This is a genomic window from Pseudomonas sp. NPDC089918 (assembly GCF_050280605.1).
Taxonomy (GTDB): Bacteria; Pseudomonadota; Gammaproteobacteria; order Pseudomonadales; family Pseudomonadaceae; genus Aquipseudomonas.
Genome location: NZ_JBNNVP010000005.1, coordinates 90,056 through 108,800, shown reverse-complemented (window position 1 = coordinate 108,800; position 18,745 = coordinate 90,056). Strand labels below are relative to the sequence as shown.

The following is an 18,745-nucleotide window of genomic DNA, read 5'->3' as shown; positions in this document are numbered from 1 at the left end:
CCCCGAAACCTAAGTATTAAACAGAACACTTGGTTGCAGGCGACCAGACTGCAGTAGATTCAACCATGCTCGACAGGAAGGGTGAATTGAACGGTAGCACCGCGGGGGCGGTTGACGCTTGCCCACAAATGGCCGCCATGTGCCTCGATGATCGAACGGCAGATTGATAACCCCATCCCCAATCCGGTGGGCTTGGTGGTGTAGAAAGATGCGAAAATCTGCTCGGTGTTTTCCGAGGCAAACCCTGGCCCCGAATCGCTCACACTGACGAGCACACAACCGGCGTCATTTAACAGAGCGCTGATGTGCAATTGGCGTTCACCCTCGCTCACACCATTCATGGCCTCGAGCGCATTCATGATCAAGTTGAGCAGCACCTGTTGCAGTTCAACGCGGTCGCCTTCGATAAATGGCAAACCGTCTTTGAGTTGAGTCCGAATCAAGGTCCCACTTTTCATGATCTGGCCACGGGTGAACTCGATCATTTCGCGAATCGCCGCGTTGATGTCCACCGCGCCCTTTTGCGGTGGTGCCTTGCGGATATGCCGACGAATTCGACCCAATACATCGGCTGCCCGATTGGCATCCATGATCAGACTGCCAAGTACTTTGTGGACCTCTTCGATCTCCGGCGGCTGGACGTTCAGCCAGCGCAGCGCGGCGTTGGCATTGAGGATGGCCGCTGCAATCGGTTGATTGACTTCATGAGCAATCGAGGCGACAAGCTGCCCCATGGTCGCGACACGGTTCGCGTGGGCCAATTCCGTTTGCACCTCGCGATAGCGTCGTTCGCTTTCGCGGATTTTTTCTTCCGCCTGTTTGCGCTCGGTCAGATCCAGCACGAAAGCGACCCCTTCCTTGCTGCTGGCTTCGAACATCGCCAAACCGACAATCACCGGCAGGCGGCTACCATCCTTTCTGAAATATTCCTTCTCGTGGGGTTGGGCATAGCCGGTCCGCACGGCTTGTGCCAGAAAGTGCTCGCTGACTTCACGAAATTCCGGTGTTGTCAGATCTCTCCAGCGCAGACAGCCCGAGACAAGATCCTCTCGCTCGTATCCCAGCATGCGAAGAAACGCATCATTGGCCTCGACGATGTCACCGTCGGCGTTCCAGACGAGGATCCCGATGATGTTGGCGTCTACCAGACGTCGAATCTTCCCTTCGCGCTCGGCAACCTCGCGGTACAAACGGGCATTTTCCAGCGAAATAGCAGCCTGTGAGGCCACCAGTTTCAACACGGCAATCCGGGATGGGCTGAACACACGGGCGGTCAGATTGTTTTCGAGGTAGAGCGCACCGGTCAGTTTGGCCTGGTTCATCAACGGCAGGCAGAGAACCGATCGGACGTGGTGCCGACGTATATAGGGGTCTTCGGCAAATGGGGCCTCGGTCAGGGCATCATCAAGAAAAACACTCTCACCCGTGCGCAGGACATGGTAGAGCAGTGACTCCGGCAGCAGTGCCGAAGTCATCGGCTCATCGCGCAACTGCATCGAATGGCTGCCAGTGGTCACTTGCGCTGCTATGCGGTGCTCACCCGTGTCCGACAGAATCAACACGCCTCGTTCGGCACCGGCCTGTTCGATGGCTGTGCGCATGATCATGTCGATGAGTTTTTCCAGGACGATCTCTCCCGACACGGCCTGCGAGACCTTTATCACGGTGGCCAGATCGAGGTGTTCGACCGGTGCAGCCATCGTAGTTGTCGGGCCGAGCGTTTGCTCTTCGGTCCTCAGCAACGGATACCGCGCCTCAAGCTGCCGCACCTTGCCATCAGCGCCCCAACGCAGGTAGCCGTAGCGGGCGTCTTGCAAGTAAACGCGGGCTACTTTCCCAAGACCGCGAGCCGCGTAGAAGCGAGACGCCAGTTCGTTGGCAAGTGCTTCGATATGGACAAAGCCGCTCTTCTGCGCCGAGTGGACGGCTTGTTCGTAAAGCAACTCGGCCTCGATCAAGCGTCCTTCGACGCGGGCGATCTCGGCGTCGACCAGCGCGGCCCGGCTCGCGAAATTCTCTGGGCACTGTTGAGCCCAGATCTGGAGTTGCCGGTGATCCGTCGCCATTGCGATCAAGTGCTGTGCACGCTCGTCCACCGGGACACTGTCGCACCATCGGGCACGAGCCAGCGCGTCATAGAAGTAAAACTCAGCTTCCTCGAAGAACAAATATGACGCCCATAGCAACTGCTGTGCCTTTGCGGCGGCTTGCATGGCCGCCTTGGGGTCGTCGGCCATGTAGCAGGCCTGTAATTTGCGAACCCAGTACCAGCACTCGGCCAATGCCAGGTCCGGATTGCTGGACAGGTGGGCTTCGGTGCCTGGCTCGTCAAACTGTCCATCATCAAAACAACCGAATATTGGCGTCGAACCCCGGAGCATCCGGATCAGCGCCAGTTGTGTGCCAATGAAATCGGTAACCAGCCCGAACCGCACTTTCCTGGCGTAAGCCAAGCCACGTTCGGCTTCGTCCTGTACCTCGGACAATGGCTCGCCGGCGAAGAGAGCGTCGGAGGTGAGGCTATTGCCCGCATAAGCACCATATGGCAAGTCACCGATCCGGTTCGCCGCAGCAAATGAGCGGTGCAGCAGGTCGCGGCATTGCCCTACAGGCTTCATCCAGCGCACGGAAAAATTCGAGAAACAAAGATAGGTACTGGCTTCAAATCGCTTCAGGCCTCGTTGCTCAACGAGTTCGCAGCCGAGTTGGCCGAATCGAAATCCCGCCTGGTAGTCGCCGAAACGCCGTCCGGCGACTCTGAATGCATTGGCGTAATGCACACATGAAGCATCGCAGTTGCCCCCTTCGAGGCTCAGGCTGATCGCCTTGCAGATCAACAGGTCCGTCAGGTTTGCATCCGTCTGCAAGGCAGGCGGGAAGAGCTTGCTCAGAGCGCTGACGGTCATGAGGGAGCCCGCATCCTCCATCAGCGGCAAATCGATCAGTTCCTCGATTTGCCGATCGCCCAGTAACGACCAGATATGGTCGTACTCCTGGCGCACTTCATCGTCGCTCGGATGGGCCGACCACTCGATGCCCACATGCCGCAGATAGGCGAGACAGACAGCGACCGCGCCATCGCTGCGATCCATGAGCAGGTAGACATCCATTTGCAGGCACACGACATTGGCTCGTTCGATCATAGTCGTGGCGCGATCCGACAGCGCCGCCAGGCGCTTGTCCGCGACCGATAACTGCCCGGTCAGCAGCTCGCATTCGGCCCGGTTCAACTCCAGCGCGAACATCAACCCATGGAGACGCGTCCAACAGCTGTCGTCCAACAGCTGCGCGCCCGTGGTGAGATAGTTGAGCGCCGAAGCATAGGCCGTTGACGCCTTGGCGCGCTGGCCGGCTATCAGGTTGAGCTCTGCCAATTGCTCCCGCTCGGCCTGATCGGTGAGCAGCACAGCGCCGCTATTGAGCTGGCCGACGATGTCAAAGATCGCCTCCTCCAGCCCTTGCAAGGGCGTCTGCGCTGCGAGCAGCCGGCCTATTCGCAGATGAGCCTCGGCGCGAGCCCCCTTGGGGATCAGTGAGTAGGCCGCTTCATGAATACGGTCATGAACAAAGCCATAAGCGCCTTCCAGCCGCTGAACCAACTCCTGGCGTACGGCTTCCCACAATACCGTGCGGATCTGTGCCTGGGGGATGTCCAGAACGGTCGAAAGCGTCGTGGTCCCGGCAACGTTCCCCAGACAGGCAAGCTGCTGTAATGCCAGTTGCGTTTCAGCCGGCAAGCGGGTCAGCTTGCCGACCATCAGGTCCACGATGTTGTCGGTGTAGCCCTTGGCATGGATGCGCTCCGGACTCCAGCACCACTGCCTTGCTTGATGATCGAAAGTCAGCAGCTGTTCGTCAGCGAGGGTTTGCAGAAACTGGATCACGAAGAACGGGTTGCCGGCGGTTTTGTCCAGCACCAACTGCGCCAGGGGCTCGATGTGCGCAAGCTCGTCGTGAAGCGCATCCGCAATCAACTGCTCAATGTGTCCCTTCGCGAGCGGCGCCAGCGTGATTTCATCTACCCTGCCCCCCGCGTTCCGAATGGCCTGAAGTTTGCCCGTTAGTGAGTGCGTGACATTCACCTCATTGCTGCGGTAGGCACCCACCAGCATCAGATGCCGCACATCCGAGCTGGTCAACAGATCCTCCAGCAGGTCGAGCGTTGCCGCGTCGATCCACTGCAGATCGTCCAGGAACAGGGCAAGCGGATGCTCCGCCCGGGCAAATACACCGATAAAGCGCCGGAACACCAGGAGGAAACGGCGTTGCGCCTGTTGAGGCTCAAGTGTCTGCACCGGTGGCGGCTCACCAATGATGAGCTTCAGTTCGGGAATGAGGTCGGTCATGAGCCCCGCGTTGGCATCCAGTGCGTTCTGTAATGCGTCACGCCATTGCGCCAGCTCAGTGTCGTTCTTGCCTAGCAGCGTGCGCACCAGGCTTTGAAAGGCCTGCACCAGCGTCGAATAGGGAATATCGCGCCGGTATTGATCGAACTTGCCAGCTGCGAAGAGTCCTCGCGGTGGGACCAGCGCTTTGTGCAGCTCATTGACCACAGAGGATTTGCCAATACCGGAATAGCCGGTGACCAACATCAGTTCCGGCGCGCTGCTGGCGATGATCCGATCGAACGCGGCGATCAAGGTACTCACCTCATGCTCGCGCCCGTAGAGTTTCTCGGGAATCATCAGCCGATCGGATGTCCCTTGCTCACCCAACGCAAAGGCATTGATGTGGCGCAAGGACTCCCAGTCTGCCAGGCATTGCCGCAGATCGTGTTCAACACTCGCAGCCGTCTGGTAGCGCTCCTCAGCAGTCTTGGCGAGCAGCTTCATGACAATCCGGGAAAGCACATCGGGGACGGTTTCGACCCGCACGCTCGGTGGCTGCGGTTGTTTGGCGATATGGCAGTGCACCCACTCTATCGGGTCAGATGCCGTAAACGGCAGCGAACCCGTGAGCATCTGGTAAAGCGTGACGCCGAAGGAATAGAGGTCGCTGCGCAAATCGATCGAGCGATTCATCCTGCCGGTCTGCTCAGGTGCCATATAGGCGAGCGTGCCGGCGATAGTCTCAGGCGCCTGTCGCTCACGCGGTAGCCACGAGGCGAGGCCGAACCCTGTAAGCCGGGCCTGACCGTCGGAGCAGTTCACCAAAATATGAGAGGGCTTGATATCTTTATGGACGAGTCCGCGCTGGTGGAGCTTTCCCAATGCCTGCGCGATGCTAATGGCAAGACGCAGAAAAGTTGGCGTTTCCATGGGGGCAACCAGCAGCTGCACAAGCGGCGTGCCACCCGTATCCTCCAGCAGCAGATACATCTGCCCACTTTCTCGCACCATCTCAAGCGGACGCACAGCCCAAGAGCCATCCAGTTCGTCCTTCAGGCCAAACTCGTGGACGAAACGGCCAAGACAAGCCGGAAGCGGTTGTTCAGCAGCAGGTCGTGCAACCAGAACATTGCGGTTGCCTTCCACACCCGAGCGTAACTCTCGACAGAAGGTACGCTCGCCATCGTTCCATAGTATTTGCATGCTGTTATCCGTCGGAGCGGGAACAATAAGTAGGTTCTTGACTGCCGCACATTGCCGTCACGCGGTATCCAGTGTCGCGCCGCACATGCCGATGCCGCCGCAATAGCCTACAACAGCTTCCAGCACCATTAGAACCTGGATTTGACCCAGCCCACCGGCAGCACAAAGATCAATGCCAGTGATAAAGCTAACGGGGGGACGCTTCACGGAACAACGTAGCCTCAAGTCACGCTACGGCCAGAGGCACGGGCTGCTCTTGATGTTGACCGAGATAGCGACAGAAGCACGAACGCAACCAGCGTTCCCGAGGGTCGTTGTGGGCTGCGCCGCGCCAGGCCATGGACAAGTCCGGCGCCGGTAGCGCCAACGGCGCAAAGTCGGCGCGCATCCCTTCCATTCGCGCCATGGCCCGGGCGACGTAGTCCGGTACGATCGCAATCATGTCGCTGCCGGCGAGCAAAGCGGGCAAGGCACTGAACTGCGGAACAGCCAGGACTACCCTGCGCTGCCGACCGACCAGACTCAGGGCATGGTCGGCATCGTCGATGACATTTCCCATCGACGAGACAACCACATGAGGCCGTCTGCAAAAGTCATCCAGCTCCAGGGCGCCAGGGTCCGAATCGGCGCGCAATAGCATTGGCTGCATCGCTCGCAGGCTTTTGCAATGGGCACTGGCCGGCAACTCCTGGGCGAAGCTGATACCCACGGAAATCTCTCCCGAGGTCAGCAATTGGGGTAGTTGCCGATGGTCCACTCTACGCACTACCAGCGTGATGTTTGGCGCCTCATCTCGCAGGTGCTTGATCAAACGTGGAAGCAGCGCGTACTCGACATCGTCAGAGAGTCCGATATGAAAGGTCTCGTCACTGGTGAGTGGGTCGAACGCCTGGGCACAACTCAAGGCGACAGCGATGCCATCCAATGCTGGCGTCAGCCGCGCATGAATTTCTTCTGCGCGCGCAGTCGGCTCCATCACCCTGCCAGTGCGGATGAACAGCGGATCATTGAACATCGAACGCAGTCGCCCGAGGGCGCTGCTGATAGTGGCCTGGCACAGGAAAAGTTTCTCTGCGGCCCGGGTAACGTTGCGCTCGCACATCACTGTTTCGAAGACAATCAACAGATTGATGTCGGCACGCCGCAGATCATTTCTGTTCATCACGTTCACCGCCCAGGCACAAGGCCGCATGAGTAAGGGAGTTCAAGCTTATGCAGCCCAACAGCAAGCCGTCACTTGTATCTAGGTTCAACCGATGTATCCCTTGGTTGCGCAGCCTTGTACGTGGGTATGCCCGCAATCGCGACCCAGTAGTACAAGACCAACTTGGGTGATTTCATCGAACTTCCAAGTTCCCCCACACTTTGGTCTTAGCAGATTATACATTGGTATACTTCAACACTTTATAAGTCGGCGTATGTTGTAATAACGGCCAAAGCTGTCACGAGGGTCCCAAATGAAGCAAGACACACCAATACGCAACTCAATGATTATCGCCATCGTCGATGATGATGACTCGGTCCGGACAGCGCTTGAAAGCTTGCTGCGATCCAGCGGTTACAAAGTTCAAACTTATTGCAGCGCTCTGGAGTTTCTCAACACGAACGGCCCCGCTCAAACACATTGCCTCATTTCCGATATCCAGATGCCGGGAATGAGCGGTTTGGAGCTTCACAAGCAGCTCGTCGCGATGGGCTTTCACATTCCCACTATATTCATCACGGCTTACCCTGAAGCCCTCCCCCCCCTTGGCACCAATACGCCTGCGCTGATTGCCTGTCTGCCTAAACCTTGTGACGCCAATAAGCTTCTGAACTACATCGAAACAGCCCTCCTCCAGCAGAACTGAGAGCGCTCTGAAAGTTCTCTTTAGCATCCAATACAAACCTTCGTATATACCCATACCCCTGACGTATAGTTTTTCTGAACCGATGTAGAAGTGCGCCAAAAATAATCCAGCCATAACATAAATCCACAGCGGGCGACCTGCTGCATTCAACATAGATACCTGGAACTTCGGCGCCTATGTATCGCTCCACCAAACTTGAAGAACAACTTCAAGAACATTGAAAACCTTTTTGAGGAACAACTAATGAAACAGCATATTCTGGTTATTGGTGCGGGGTTCGGTGGTGTGTGGAGTGCATTGAGCGCCGCCCGCCTACTGGATAAGCACAGTCGTAGCGACGTGGAAATCACGCTGCTGGCACCCCAGGCGCAATTGCGCATCCGTCCCCGCTTCTACGAAAGCGACGTGCACAAAATGTTCGCTCCACTGGATGGCTTGTTCGACTCGGTAGGTGTGCGTTTCATCAAAGGCACCGCCGAGCACATTGATGACCTCGGAAGGACTGTTGGCTATCGCGATGAGGCTGGCCGGTGGAGCACATTGACCTATGATCGCCTGGTGCTTGCCGCTGGCAGCCAGTTAGCCCGTCCGACGGTGCCAGGCCTTGACGCCCATGCCTTCGACGTTGATCAGATCGAAGCCGCGGTGCGCCTGGAGAACCACCTCAAATCCCTCAAGAACCGTCCCTCCAGCGTTGCCCGCAACACGGTGGTGGTCGCCGGTGGCGGTTTCACCGGTATCGAGACCGGCACCGAGATGCCGGCGCGCCTGCGGTCCTTGCTCGGTAACGATCAGGACATCCGCGTGATCATCATCGACCGTGCGCCTCAGATCGGCGCAACCATGGGTGAGGGAATTCGTCCATCAATCATCGAGGCGTCCGAATACCTGGGCATTGAATGGGTGGTCAACGCCAGCGTGACCGCAGTGGACGCCAACGGCGTTACCCTCGCCGATGGTCGCCGCATCGAGAGCCAAACAGTGATCTGGACCGTCGGCTTCCGCGCCAGTCCGCTGACCGAACAGATTTCCAGCGTGCGCGATGTCCAGGGGCGCCTGCACGTCGATGAGAACCTGAAGGTGCTCGGCCAGGAGCATGTCTACGCCGCTGGAGACGTCGCCTATGCCGCCACCGACGACCTCGGCAACTTCGCCGCAATGTCTTGCCAGCACGCGATTTCTCTAGGCCGTCACGCCGGCAATAACGTCGCTGCGGACCTGCTCGGTGTCGCGCCCACCCCCTACCGTCAGCCCAAGTACGTGACCTGCCTCGATCTGGGCGCCTGGGGCGCGGTGTTTACTGAAGGCTGGGATCGTCAGCTCAAGTTGGTCAAGGAAACGGCCAAGGAGCTCAAGACGCAGATCAACACCCAGTGGATCTACCCGCCGGTAGCTGATCGGGCCGCCGCCCTGGCAGCTGCCGACCCGATGATTCCTGTGGCTTGAAGCCCCCTCCACCTGAACCCGACGTGACCCAAGCAATAGGAGAAGGACCATGACAATGCAGTTGAACCAACCCTCCCAAAAGGATGGAACACAGAAAAGGAACGCTCAGCAGGAGTCAAACATGAGCTTGCACAACACGGGGTCCGAGGAGCTGGTTCCTTCGCGCTATGCGCTGCGGATCGGCGAGATTGACGTGCTGGTGGTCAGTGATGGAGTGCTGCCTCTGCCGACCGAGACGATGTCCACCAATGCCGACCCGGCCGCCCGCGCGGCCTGGTTCAAGGACATGTTCCTGGGGCCGGACGCGTTCGATTGGGCGCTGAACGTACTGGTGGTGCGCAGCGGCGACAAGCTCATCCTCGTCGACGCGGGACTGGGCGGGCAGTTCCCCGGCTTTCCGCGGGCCGGGCAGTTCCCCAAACGACTGAAGGCCGCCGGTATCGATCTTTCGTCCGTGACCGACGTGGTGATTACCCATATGCACATGGACCATATTGGCGGGCTGCTGGTCGATGAGGTGAAGAGCCAACTGCGTCCGGATCTGCGCATCCACGTTTCAGCCACCGAGGTCGCGTTCTGGGAGTCGCCCGATTTCTCCCTCACCGCCATGCCGTCGCCGGTGCCGGACGTGCTGCGGGCAACGGCCAATCAGTTCATTAACGAATACCGCAGCAAGGTGCGCACGTTCGAGGATGAGTATGAGGTGGCACCAGGCGTGGTCGTCAAGCTCACCGGTGGCCACACCCCAGGGCACAGCGTGGTCTACGTGACATCCGGCGGCGAGCGGTTGACCTTCGCGGGCGACGCCCTGTTCCCGGTCGCCTTCGAACACCCCGACTGGCATAACGGCTTTGAACATGATCCTGAGGAGTCGGTTCGCGTTCGTGTCCGCCTGTTGCAAGAGGCGGCGGCTAGCGGTGAGCTGTTCGTGGCGACTCACCTGCCCTTCCCCTCCGTTGGCCGGGTGGCAGTGGACGGTGACGCCTTTCGTTGGGTCGCGGGTTTCTGGGACTACTGATCGCTTGTCGGGTTGCGCCTGCGTTCACGGAGGCACGAATCTCCCTGAGCAACAACACATGATCGAGAGACCGCCAATGAAAGACTCCAATCGGGAGATAGATCTCCAGCGTCGGGCCATATTGACAAGTTCAGCAGTAGTGGCCGCCAGTTTGTTGGTTCCGCTTTCCAGTTTTTCCGGGTTGACGCAGGCCGCTGACAAGCCCTCTACAACCCAACACAAACCAGATCACAAGGAGATGCGCGCTATGAACTCTATTACGACCAAAGACGGCACCGAGATTTTCTTCAAGGATTGGGGTCCGAAAGACGCGACGCCCATCGTGTTTCACCACGGCTGGCCATTGAGCGCGGACGACTGGGACAACCAGATGATGTTTTTCTTGCTCAAAGGCTATCGGGTGATCGCGCACGACCGCCGCGGTCACGGGCGCTCGACCCAAACCTGGGTGGGCAACGAAATGGACACCTACACCGCCGATGTCATCGAGCTGACCGATGCGCTCGACCTTAAAGGTGCGATCCATGTCGGCCATTCGACCGGTGGTGGTGAAGTAGCGCGCTACGCCGCTCGAGCAAAACCGGGACGCGTTGCCAAGGCCGTACTGATCAGCGCGGTTCCCCCCATCATGGTTAAGTCAGAGAAGAACCCCGGCGGTTTACCTCTGGAAGTGTTCGACGGGTTCCGTTCGGCACTGGCCGCCAGCCGCGCGCAGTTTTACCTGGACGTACCATCGGGACCGTTCTACGGTTTCAATCGACCCGGGGCGAAGGTTTCACAAGGCGTAATCGACAACTGGTGGCGGCAAGGCATGATGGGCGGTGCAAAAGCTCATTACGACTGCATCAAAGCGTTTTCCGAGACCGACTTCACCGAAGACCTGAAGGCGATTCAGGTGCCCACACTGGTCATGCATGGAGAGGATGATCAGATTGTGCCGATTGCCGACTCTGCACCGCTTTCGGCCAAACTATTGAAGCATTCCACGCTCAAGACGTACCCGGGCTTTCCCCACGGTATGCCGACGACCAACGCGGATCAGATCAACGCCGATTTGTTGGCGTTCATTCGCGGTTGAGCACTAACCTCGTGACGGCGATCTGATCGCCGTCGCGGCGTCTGAAATGGTTGGTGCTGGAAAACCCTGAACGACGAAACACCCGCTGAAAGATTTAGCCAATCTGTTGCATCGACCAGTTGAATCCACAGCAAAAAACGGTCATTCGCCCCCCCGAAACAATCTTTGTGATCCCCCGCACAACCGGTCACCAGTGCCTGCGCCAACCGGGCACTGTTGCGCTTTGCCACGCCACGAACTGATATGAATATTTTCACAAGCATTGCACATTGATTTTTATTGTGTCATTTATAGTCTCGCCGATCACAGGACTGATCCGCCGCGCCAACCCGGATGGCGGGCACCCGTACCCCCAAATGCCCTCCAAGGAGTCAACAATATGAACAAGACAGAACTTCTAGGTGCTCTGGCGCTATGCGCTTTCAGCTTCCTGGCACATGCCGACGAAGACAGCCTGCGTATCGGTATCGAAGCCGCCTACCCTCCCTTCTCCTTCAAGACACCAGAGGGCAACGTCAGCGGATTCGATTACGACATCGGCAACGCCTTGTGCGAAGAAATGAAGGTCAAATGCGAGTGGGTCATTCAGGAGTTCGACGGCATGATCCCGTCGCTCAAAGTGCGCAAGATCGATGCCGTGCTGTCGTCGATGTCGATCACGGAAGACCGGATGAAGTCCGTGGATTTCAGCAAAAAGTACTACCACACACCGGGCAAGTTCGCGATGAAGGCCGGTAACCTGATCAATGACCCTTTGGTGGACCTCAAGGGTAAGAAAATCGGCGTGCAGCGCTCCTCGACTTACGATCGTTTTGCCACCGAGCAACTGGAAAAAGCCGGCGTCGTCGTGGTGCGCTATTCCTCACAAAATGAAGCCTTCCTCGATCTCGCCTCGGGTCGTCTGGACGCCACCCTCGCCGACATCGTCAACACCGATGAGAGCTTCATCAAGACACCGGCTGGCCAGGGCTTCGCACTGACAGGACCCGACATCAACGATCCGAAGTATTTTGGCCGGGGTGCCGGGATTGCCGTGCGCAAAGGCGACAGTGCCAACGTTGCGCGCCTGAGTGCTGCGATTGACGCCATTCGCGCCAATGGCAAGTACCAGCAAGTGATGGCCAAGTACTTCGCGTTCGATATCTACGGCGAGTAAGCCTTACCCCTGCCCCCCTGACCCCTGACCCGGCGACGGCCCATCGCAGGCGTCTGTCGGGGCTTGTCTTGCGCGCCTCGCGGCGCTTGCTTGAGGAACTTCATGATGCTCCACGGCTACGGATCGAGCATTCTCGATGGCGCCTGGCTGACCATAAACCTGGCCTTGACGTCCATGTCCCTGGCAATTGCCCTGGGGCTGATCGGCGCGGCATTCCGATTGTCACCACTCAAATGGCTGGCCGTGCTCGGGGAAAGTTACACCACCCTGATTCGCGGTATTCCAGACCTGGTGCTGATCCTGCTGATCTTCTACGGTGGCCAGGATCTGGTGAACCGCATTGCCCTGGCGCTCGGTTACACCCGCTATATCGACATCAACCCCTTTATCGCCGGCGTCTGCACCATGGGCTTCATTTTTGGCGCCTACCTCTCGGAAACCTTTCGCGGCGCCTTCATGGCGATCCCCAAAGGTCAGGCCGAGGCCGGCGTGGCCTATGGCATGGGCGGTGCGCAGGTGTTCTGGCGAATTCTGGTACCGCAGATGATTCGTTTCGCCATTCCCGGGTTCACCAACAATTGGTTGGTACTGACCAAATCCACCGCGCTGATCTCGGTGATCGGCTTGCAGGACATGATGTTCAAAGCCAAGAACGCAGCGGATGCCACACACGAGCCATTCACGTTTTTCCTCGCGGTAGCGGCGCTGTATCTGATGCTCACCAGCCTGTCCTTGCTGGTGCTGCGCTATCTGGAAAAACACTACTCGGTCGGCATCAAAGCCGCCGAATTGTGAGGGGAGCCGCCCATGATTCTCGACTACAACCTGATTTGGGAAAACCTGCCGCTGTACTTCAATGGCGCCTTGTTGACCCTCAAAGTCCTATTCATTTCCCTGGCCCTGGGTTTGGTATTGGCCATTCCACTGGCGCTGATGCGGGTGTCGCGATCACCGCTGATCAACTTCCCGGCCTGGCTCTATACCTACGTGATTCGCGGCACGCCGATGCTGGTGCAACTGTTCCTGATCTATTACGGCCTGGCGCAGTTCGAAGCCGTGCGCCAAAGCGTGCTCTGGCCTTACCTCTCCAGCGCCACCTTTTGCGCCTGTCTGGCCTTCGCGATCAACACCAGTGCCTATAGCGCAGAGTTGCTGGCCGGCAGTTTGAAATCCACCCCCCATGGCGAGATCGAAGCCGCCAAGGCCATGGGCATGTCACGCCTGACCCTGTATCGCCGCATTCTCATGCCGTCGGCCTTGCGCCGGGCATTGCCGCAGTACAGCAACGAAGTGCTGATGATGCTGCAAACCACCAGCCTGGCCTCCATCGTCACCCTCGTCGACATCACCGGAGCCGCGCGGACTGTCAGCTCGCGGTTCTATCTACCGTTCGAGGCGTTTATCACCGCCGGGCTCATCTACCTCGCCCTGACCTTCATTCTGGTGCGCCTGTTCAAGTTGGCCGAGCGCCATTGGCTGGCGTATCTGGCACCGCGCAAGTACTAAGGAGCTGTTATGGAGCACATTCAATACCGCTTGCCGTGGAGTGCATCGGGCACCGAACGCACGCTGACGCTGTTTCGTTTTGGCAGTGGAGCACGCAAAGCGTACATCCAGGCGTCATTGCATGCCGACGAGTTGCCGGGGATGCGCGTCGCCGTCGAGCTCAAGCGCCGTCTTCTGGAACTGGAAACACAAGGCCGCCTGAGCGGGGTGATCGAGTTGGTGCCAATGGCCAATCCGATCGGTATCGCCCAGATGTTCCAGGCCACCCATCAGGGGCGCTTTGAGTTCTCCAGCGGCAAGAACTTCAATCGCGAGTTCCCGGAGTTGGTCGATACCGTTGCACCCCTGTTGGAAGGCCAATTGGGAGACGATGCCGACGCCAACGTCGCACTCATCCGCCGTGCCATGGGCGATGCCCTCGCCGCCATGCCAGCACCGACCTCGGAACTCGACGGCCTGCGTCGCTTGTTGCTGCAGCATGCCTGTGACGCCGATGTGGTGCTGGACCTGCACTGCGATTTCGAATCGATCATGTTGTTGTATGCGATGCCGCAACATTGGCCACGCTTGCAGTCACTGGCCGCTCGCCTCGGCGCCGGGGTCACGTTGTTGGCCGAAGATGCGGGCGGCAGTGCCTTCGACGAAGCCTGCGCAATTGCATGGTTACGCCTGGCTGAGCGGTTTCCTGAAGCCAATATTCCCCTGGCGTGCATGGCCACCACCATCGAATTGCGTGGCATGGCAGACACCGAGCGCGGGCAATGCGTCGACAGTGCACAAGCCATTCTCGGGTATCTCGCCGAACAAGGCCTGATCAGCGGTGACTGGCCAGCGGCACCGCCGAGCCATTGCCAGGCCATGCCATTCGCCGGCGCGCAGTACGCCTGTGCGCCCCATCCGGGTGTGGTGAGTTTTCTGCAACCGCTGGGCGCGCAGGTCAAGGTCGGCGATCCGCTATTCGAGGTCATCGAGCCGCTGACCGACCGCCATAGCGTGGTGCGCGCCAGCACCGACGGGATTCTCTATGCCCGCGAACGGCTGCGCTATGCCCAGCCCGGATTGTGGCTGGCCAAAGTTGCCGGTTCTACCCCCATTCGCCAGGGTCGCTTGCTCAGCGACTGATTCCAGAGAGTTAAAACCATGTACAAACTCGAAGTTCAAGACCTGCATAAAAGCTACGGCGCGCACCAGGTGCTCAAGGGCGTGTCCCTGCAAGCACAGGCCGGTGACGTGATCAGCATCATCGGTTCCAGCGGCTCTGGCAAAAGTACGTTCCTGCGCTGCATCAACCTGCTGGAGCAACCCAATGCGGGCAATATCGTACTCAATGGCGAACCGCTCAAGCTGGTAGCCAACAAGCTTGGCGGGCTGAAGGCGGCCGAACCCAAGCAGTTGCAACGCATGCGTTCACAGCTATCGATGGTGTTTCAACACTTCAACCTCTGGTCACACATGAGCGCTCTGGAAAACGTCATGGAAGCCCCGGTGCATGTGCAGGGCCTGGGCAAAAAAGAGGCACGGGAAAAGGCCGAGCACTACCTTGATAAAGTCGGTGTAGCCCACCGCATGAACGCCTGGCCGGCGCATATGTCCGGTGGCGAGCAGCAGCGCGTGGCCATTGCCCGCGCACTGGCGATGGAGCCGCAAGTGATGCTGTTTGATGAGCCGACGTCGGCGCTCGACCCCGAACTGGTCGGCGAGGTGCTTAAAGTCATGCAGGATCTGGCGCAGGAAGGCCGCACCATGGTGGTGGTGACTCACGAAATGGGCTTTGCCCGCGAGGTTTCGAACCAACTGGTGTTCCTGCACAAGGGCGTTGTTGAAGAGCGCGGCGACCCGAGTGAGGTGCTGGTCAACCCGCAGTCCGAACGCCTCCAGCAGTTTCTGTCCGGGAGTTTGAAGTAAGACCGCCGCCCACCCTCCACGGCTCGGCGCTGCCCTGACAAGGCAGGCTTGGGATACACTCCAGCCAACCTTGTCAGGGCATCAGGCACAGCCCTTCTTTCACCTTCAGGAACTGTTGAGCTGGATATGCCAACCCCATCGAAAGACACCACTGTCTATGCCGCGCCGGTCATGCGCAAACTGACGGAAATCGTTTCCGAACTGCCGCCGTCACTGCGCAAGGTGGCGGACTTTATCCTGCGTCACCCGCTCAAGGCCGCGACACTGACCATCGAGGAGATGGCTCACGAAACATTGACCTCACCCGCCGCCGTCAACCGCCTGGCCAAAGCACTGGACCTCGGTGGCTACAGCGGCATGAAGGCCGAGCTGGTCACCACGTTGCAGCAGATGGTGTCGCCGGTCGACAAACTGCGCAACGAACTTGCCCATCGCCCCGGTGGCGCGTTTGGCCTGCATGAACAACTCCAGAGCGCCAGCAGCAACCTGGCCACTGCGGCGAGCAACAACCACGCCGACACCTTTGAAGCTTTCGTCACTCGCCTGACCACGGCACGCAAAATCTACATTCTGGGGTTCGGCAACAGTGTTTACTTCGCCGGTCTTGCCGCCTCGACCCTGATGCCCTTTTGTGCGGACGCCACGGCAATCAGCATGGAAGGCGGCAACGAAAACGCCGCTTACCGTCTGGCCGCAATCACCGACCAGGACGTATTGCTGGCGATCTCCCTGCCGCGCTACTCCCTCGACACCCTGCAACTGGCACGCTTCGCCAATGAACGTGGCGCATCGGTGCTGGCCATTACCGACTCACCCGCCTCGCCGCTCACCGGCATTGCCGAGCACACGCTGTTTGCGCCTTGCGATCACCCGGTGCTGACCAGTTCCAACATCGCCGTGCTGGCCTTGATCGAAGGCTTGGTCGCCGGCGTGATGGCGCGCAATAAAGAAGCGGTCAAACTGGCAACCGAACTGACTGAAAGCGTGATGTCGTACCTGCACATCCCTGCCAGCGGTAAACCACCGAAAAAGTGATTCCGTTCTGGTTTTTACCTGATAGACCTGTGCGGGAGTGGTCTGGAGATGTTTTCTTCGCTACCCACATGCTGAATCGCCTCGGGTTCCGTAGATAGCTTGACGGCAAATTCCATCAAGCAGTGATAGTGGAACCACATATCAGGCTCTCTATACTGGCCATCCCTGGATGGTAGTTAGAGCGCAAAATATGCCCGTCACACCCAATCAAAATTCCCCAGTCGTTTTGGTCCTGGCTCAACAAAGCGACTTGGATAATCTTGTAGCCATTCGAATTGAGGCTATGCGCGAAAGTCTGGAGCGTGTTGGGCGATTTGATCCAGTGCGTGCGCGAGAGCGGTTTCTTGGCGGTTTTGAAGCCCACAACACACACTACATTGAGGTATCTGGAGAGAGGGTTGGTTTTGTAGTGGTCAAGCATCACCACAATGAACTCTTGCTCGACCACTTGTATGTGAGACCGAGCGCGCAAGGATCAGGGATAGGCTCTGCAGTTCTCACACAGATTTTCAAAGAGGCGGATGCGGCTGCGCTCCCTATTAAAGTTGGTGCTCTCAAAGAAAGCGCTTCGAATCGCTTTTATACCCGCCATGGCTTCCAATTCGTCGAAAGCAGTGAATTCGACAATTATTATGTTCGTCAGAGCGTTCCGCCGGTTGGCCCAGCTTGCTAGCTGGATGTGATGCACCTCGACGTACGTTTTTACACACTCTGGGCCATGAGAAGACATTCAACGGTGTCAGGAAATACGGGGCGATTCACCTGCTAGCATTGAGTGCTTGAACATTATAAAAGGGCTGATCATGCAGATGATTAAAATAGATGTGAGCGGTTTGAATCAGCTTCGAGAGTCTTTGAGTCAAGCATCATTGCCTTACGATGATGTAAGCGAGCCCGGGCGACAGTTTTACCGTTTCGAAATGGATGGCAAATGGGTAGCTTATGGAGGACTCGAGGGTTCTGGTCCAGATATGTTGCTTCGTTCAATCGTCGTTTGCGAGGCGCGTCGTGGAGAGGGGCTGGGCAAAGCAGTGTTGTCTGAGCTAGAACGATTTGCTACCTCCCAAGGTGTGACCCGATTGCACTTGCTGACGCAAAGCGCCGCTGGATTTTTCGCAGCCAACGGCTATGAACTGCTTGATAGGGGGGAGGCGCCTTTCGCAATCAATCAAACAGCCCAGTTCAAGCATTTGTGTCCTGCGTCGGCGAGCTACTTACGAAAAACATTAAGCGTTCCCTCTTGTACTGAGTAAGTCATCGATACGATTTTGGATCAGAGAGCGTGTGTCTTTTCCTGGCCGATTTCTGCCTATGCTGACAGGCAGCTTAGGGGCCGATAGCTGCCCGCCCTACGACCACTCCTGCATTAAATCACCCCCCATCATTTGACCCCGCCCGGCAGTCATTCCAAACTTCACGTATCACATCCTTAAGCATCATCGCCTCCGCCCAGCGATCGGTGATGTCGCGTCCGTCGGCACCCGTAATGGCATAAGGCGGTGGGCCGAGTTCACAGGTGAATGACAAGCTGGCGGGCGTGTTCGGTCGGGCCAGCCAATCTTCGATCCCATAGCGCCACCAACCCAGGAAACGCTCCAGCCAGGGTCGATGCTGGGCGAAGCTCAGGGGCACCTGGACCTGTTCGCCGTTGGCGACACGACCATGAAAACCCCAACTGTGGCGCAGGATGGTGTGGATCTGTTCGTCGTCCTCGGCAGTGGCCGGCTCTGACAGTTCGCGGCCCACGACATAGTGGGACAAGTCGGCCAACAGTTTGAGATTGGGCATTTCCTCGAGAATGTCGAGGGTGAACAACAGGTCATTGGTGAGGCGATAACGGTGGGTTTCCAGCAGAACGGGAAAGTCCACCTGCTCGGCCAGACGCTGCCAGCCTTCGATCAGTTCGATAGCTTGCTTCAACGTGCGCGGCCGCACGTCTGCTTGCAGCGTGAGGTGGTGGCAGCCGTAGCGGGCCGCGACATCGATCGCTGCCGCCAGATCATCCACGGTGCGGGGGAACACCTGCCCTTCGATTTGCAGGCCCTGCGCCTTGGCGGCGGCATGCAGGCGTGCGGCATGTGGCGCGACCCAAAAATGGTCGGTGATCCCGTCGAAGCCGGCAGCGGCGATTTTCTCCACTTGCGCTTCCAGGGAAAGGTCGCATTGGCCGCGGTGATCTTGCATGGCCCACTGGGACTGAAAGACCAGGAATTCACGCAT

15 protein-coding genes are annotated in these 18,745 nt (G+C 58.3%); 12 read left to right on the top strand and 3 right to left on the bottom strand.

Going from position 1 to position 18,745, the window contains the following annotated elements; all coding sequences use genetic code 11:
• Positions 1 to 59 precede the first annotated feature (59 nt).
• Positions 60 to 5,531 carry a trifunctional serine/threonine-protein kinase/ATP-binding protein/sensor histidine kinase gene (locus ACQKPC_RS05665; RefSeq protein ID WP_427623508.1) on the bottom strand — a complete coding sequence of 1,824 codons (5,472 nt, stop codon included), beginning with the start codon at positions 5,529 to 5,531 and terminating at the stop codon, positions 60 to 62.
• Between the two features lie 226 nt (positions 5,532 to 5,757).
• A complete protein-coding gene (locus tag ACQKPC_RS05660) occupies positions 5,758 to 6,693 on the bottom strand; it encodes a LysR family transcriptional regulator (protein ID WP_218396514.1) in 936 nt (311 codons plus the stop codon).
• A gap of 295 nt (positions 6,694 to 6,988) precedes the next feature.
• Here ACQKPC_RS05660 and ACQKPC_RS05655 point away from each other — a divergent pair, with 295 nt between their 5' ends.
• The 12 genes from ACQKPC_RS05655 to arsN2 all read left to right on the top strand — a co-directional run bounded on the left by ACQKPC_RS05655 (position 6,989) and on the right by arsN2 (position 17,778).
• Positions 6,989 to 7,381, top strand: a complete 393-nt coding sequence (locus ACQKPC_RS05655; RefSeq protein WP_427623507.1) for a response regulator transcription factor — start codon at positions 6,989 to 6,991, stop codon at positions 7,379 to 7,381.
• Positions 7,382 to 7,624: 243 nt separating this feature from the next.
• On the top strand, positions 7,625 to 8,827 hold the full coding sequence (locus ACQKPC_RS05650) for an NAD(P)/FAD-dependent oxidoreductase (protein ID WP_427623506.1): 1,203 nt from the start codon (positions 7,625 to 7,627) through the stop codon (positions 8,825 to 8,827).
• Positions 8,828 to 8,876: 49 nt separating this feature from the next.
• Positions 8,877 to 9,845, top strand: coding sequence for an MBL fold metallo-hydrolase (locus ACQKPC_RS05645; RefSeq protein ID WP_427623505.1), 969 nt, complete (start codon positions 8,877 to 8,879; stop codon positions 9,843 to 9,845).
• Between the two features lie 247 nt (positions 9,846 to 10,092).
• The gene (locus ACQKPC_RS05640; protein WP_008011081.1) at positions 10,093 to 10,923 is read left to right on the top strand and encodes an alpha/beta fold hydrolase; all 831 of its coding nucleotides are present in this window, start codon (positions 10,093 to 10,095) and stop codon (positions 10,921 to 10,923) included.
• A gap of 379 nt (positions 10,924 to 11,302) precedes the next feature.
• A complete protein-coding gene (locus ACQKPC_RS05635; RefSeq protein ID WP_063343350.1) occupies positions 11,303 to 12,079 on the top strand; it encodes an ABC transporter substrate-binding protein in 777 nt (258 codons plus the stop codon).
• Between the two features lie 105 nt (positions 12,080 to 12,184).
• Positions 12,185 to 12,874: an ABC transporter permease gene (locus ACQKPC_RS05630; RefSeq protein ID WP_032830789.1), complete on the top strand. Its 690-nt coding sequence runs from the start codon at positions 12,185 to 12,187 to the stop codon at positions 12,872 to 12,874.
• Positions 12,875 to 12,886: 12 nt separating this feature from the next.
• Complete coding sequence (locus ACQKPC_RS05625) at positions 12,887 to 13,585, top strand: ABC transporter permease (RefSeq protein WP_007904476.1); 699 nt, start codon at positions 12,887 to 12,889, stop codon at positions 13,583 to 13,585.
• Positions 13,586 to 13,594: 9 nt separating this feature from the next.
• Positions 13,595 to 14,707 (top strand): succinylglutamate desuccinylase/aspartoacylase family protein, encoded by a 1,113-nt coding sequence (locus ACQKPC_RS05620; protein ID WP_427623503.1) that lies wholly within the window; start codon positions 13,595 to 13,597, stop codon positions 14,705 to 14,707.
• Between the two features lie 18 nt (positions 14,708 to 14,725).
• The gene (locus ACQKPC_RS05615; RefSeq protein WP_007904480.1) at positions 14,726 to 15,490 is read left to right on the top strand and encodes an ABC transporter ATP-binding protein; all 765 of its coding nucleotides are present in this window, start codon (positions 14,726 to 14,728) and stop codon (positions 15,488 to 15,490) included.
• 126 nt (positions 15,491 to 15,616) lie between these two features.
• The gene (locus ACQKPC_RS05610; protein WP_427623502.1) at positions 15,617 to 16,525 is read left to right on the top strand and encodes a MurR/RpiR family transcriptional regulator; all 909 of its coding nucleotides are present in this window, start codon (positions 15,617 to 15,619) and stop codon (positions 16,523 to 16,525) included.
• Between the two features lie 190 nt (positions 16,526 to 16,715).
• Positions 16,716 to 17,198 carry a GNAT family N-acetyltransferase gene (locus ACQKPC_RS05605; RefSeq protein ID WP_427623501.1) on the top strand — a complete coding sequence of 161 codons (483 nt, stop codon included), beginning with the start codon at positions 16,716 to 16,718 and terminating at the stop codon, positions 17,196 to 17,198.
• Positions 17,199 to 17,328: 130 nt separating this feature from the next.
• Positions 17,329 to 17,778, top strand: coding sequence for an arsenic resistance N-acetyltransferase ArsN2 (gene arsN2 / locus ACQKPC_RS05600; RefSeq protein WP_116265249.1), 450 nt, complete (start codon positions 17,329 to 17,331; stop codon positions 17,776 to 17,778).
• Between the two features lie 118 nt (positions 17,779 to 17,896).
• Here the strand turns inward: arsN2 and ACQKPC_RS05595 are convergent, their stop codons facing one another.
• Positions 17,897 to 18,745, bottom strand: coding sequence for a sugar phosphate isomerase/epimerase family protein (locus ACQKPC_RS05595; protein WP_427623500.1), 849 nt, complete (start codon positions 18,743 to 18,745; stop codon positions 17,897 to 17,899).

Bases quoted from the DNA above. Each gene is read 5' to 3' on its own strand.
- ACQKPC_RS05605 (WP_427623501.1), top strand. From the start codon at position 16,716: ATGCCCGTCACACCCAATCAAAATTCCCCAGTCGTTTTGGTCCTGGCT.
- ACQKPC_RS05660 (WP_218396514.1), bottom strand. From the start codon at position 6,693: ATGAACAGAAATGATCTGCGGCGTGCCGACATCAATCTGTTGATTGTC.
- arsN2 (WP_116265249.1), top strand. From the start codon at position 17,329: ATGCAGATGATTAAAATAGATGTGAGCGGTTTGAATCAGCTTCGAGAG.
- ACQKPC_RS05610 (WP_427623502.1), top strand. From the start codon at position 15,617: ATGCCAACCCCATCGAAAGACACCACTGTCTATGCCGCGCCGGTCATG.
- ACQKPC_RS05635 (WP_063343350.1), top strand. From the start codon at position 11,303: ATGAACAAGACAGAACTTCTAGGTGCTCTGGCGCTATGCGCTTTCAGC.
- ACQKPC_RS05615 (WP_007904480.1), top strand. From the start codon at position 14,726: ATGTACAAACTCGAAGTTCAAGACCTGCATAAAAGCTACGGCGCGCAC.
- ACQKPC_RS05655 (WP_427623507.1), top strand. From the start codon at position 6,989: ATGAAGCAAGACACACCAATACGCAACTCAATGATTATCGCCATCGTC.
- ACQKPC_RS05625 (WP_007904476.1), top strand. From the start codon at position 12,887: ATGATTCTCGACTACAACCTGATTTGGGAAAACCTGCCGCTGTACTTC.
- ACQKPC_RS05640 (WP_008011081.1), top strand. From the start codon at position 10,093: ATGAACTCTATTACGACCAAAGACGGCACCGAGATTTTCTTCAAGGAT.
- ACQKPC_RS05630 (WP_032830789.1), top strand. From the start codon at position 12,185: ATGCTCCACGGCTACGGATCGAGCATTCTCGATGGCGCCTGGCTGACC.
- ACQKPC_RS05645 (WP_427623505.1), top strand. From the start codon at position 8,877: ATGACAATGCAGTTGAACCAACCCTCCCAAAAGGATGGAACACAGAAA.
- ACQKPC_RS05650 (WP_427623506.1), top strand. From the start codon at position 7,625: ATGAAACAGCATATTCTGGTTATTGGTGCGGGGTTCGGTGGTGTGTGG.
- ACQKPC_RS05665 (WP_427623508.1), bottom strand. From the start codon at position 5,531: ATGCAAATACTATGGAACGATGGCGAGCGTACCTTCTGTCGAGAGTTA.
- ACQKPC_RS05595 (WP_427623500.1), bottom strand. From the start codon at position 18,745: ATGCGTGAATTCCTGGTCTTTCAGTCCCAGTGGGCCATGCAAGATCAC.
- ACQKPC_RS05620 (WP_427623503.1), top strand. From the start codon at position 13,595: ATGGAGCACATTCAATACCGCTTGCCGTGGAGTGCATCGGGCACCGAA.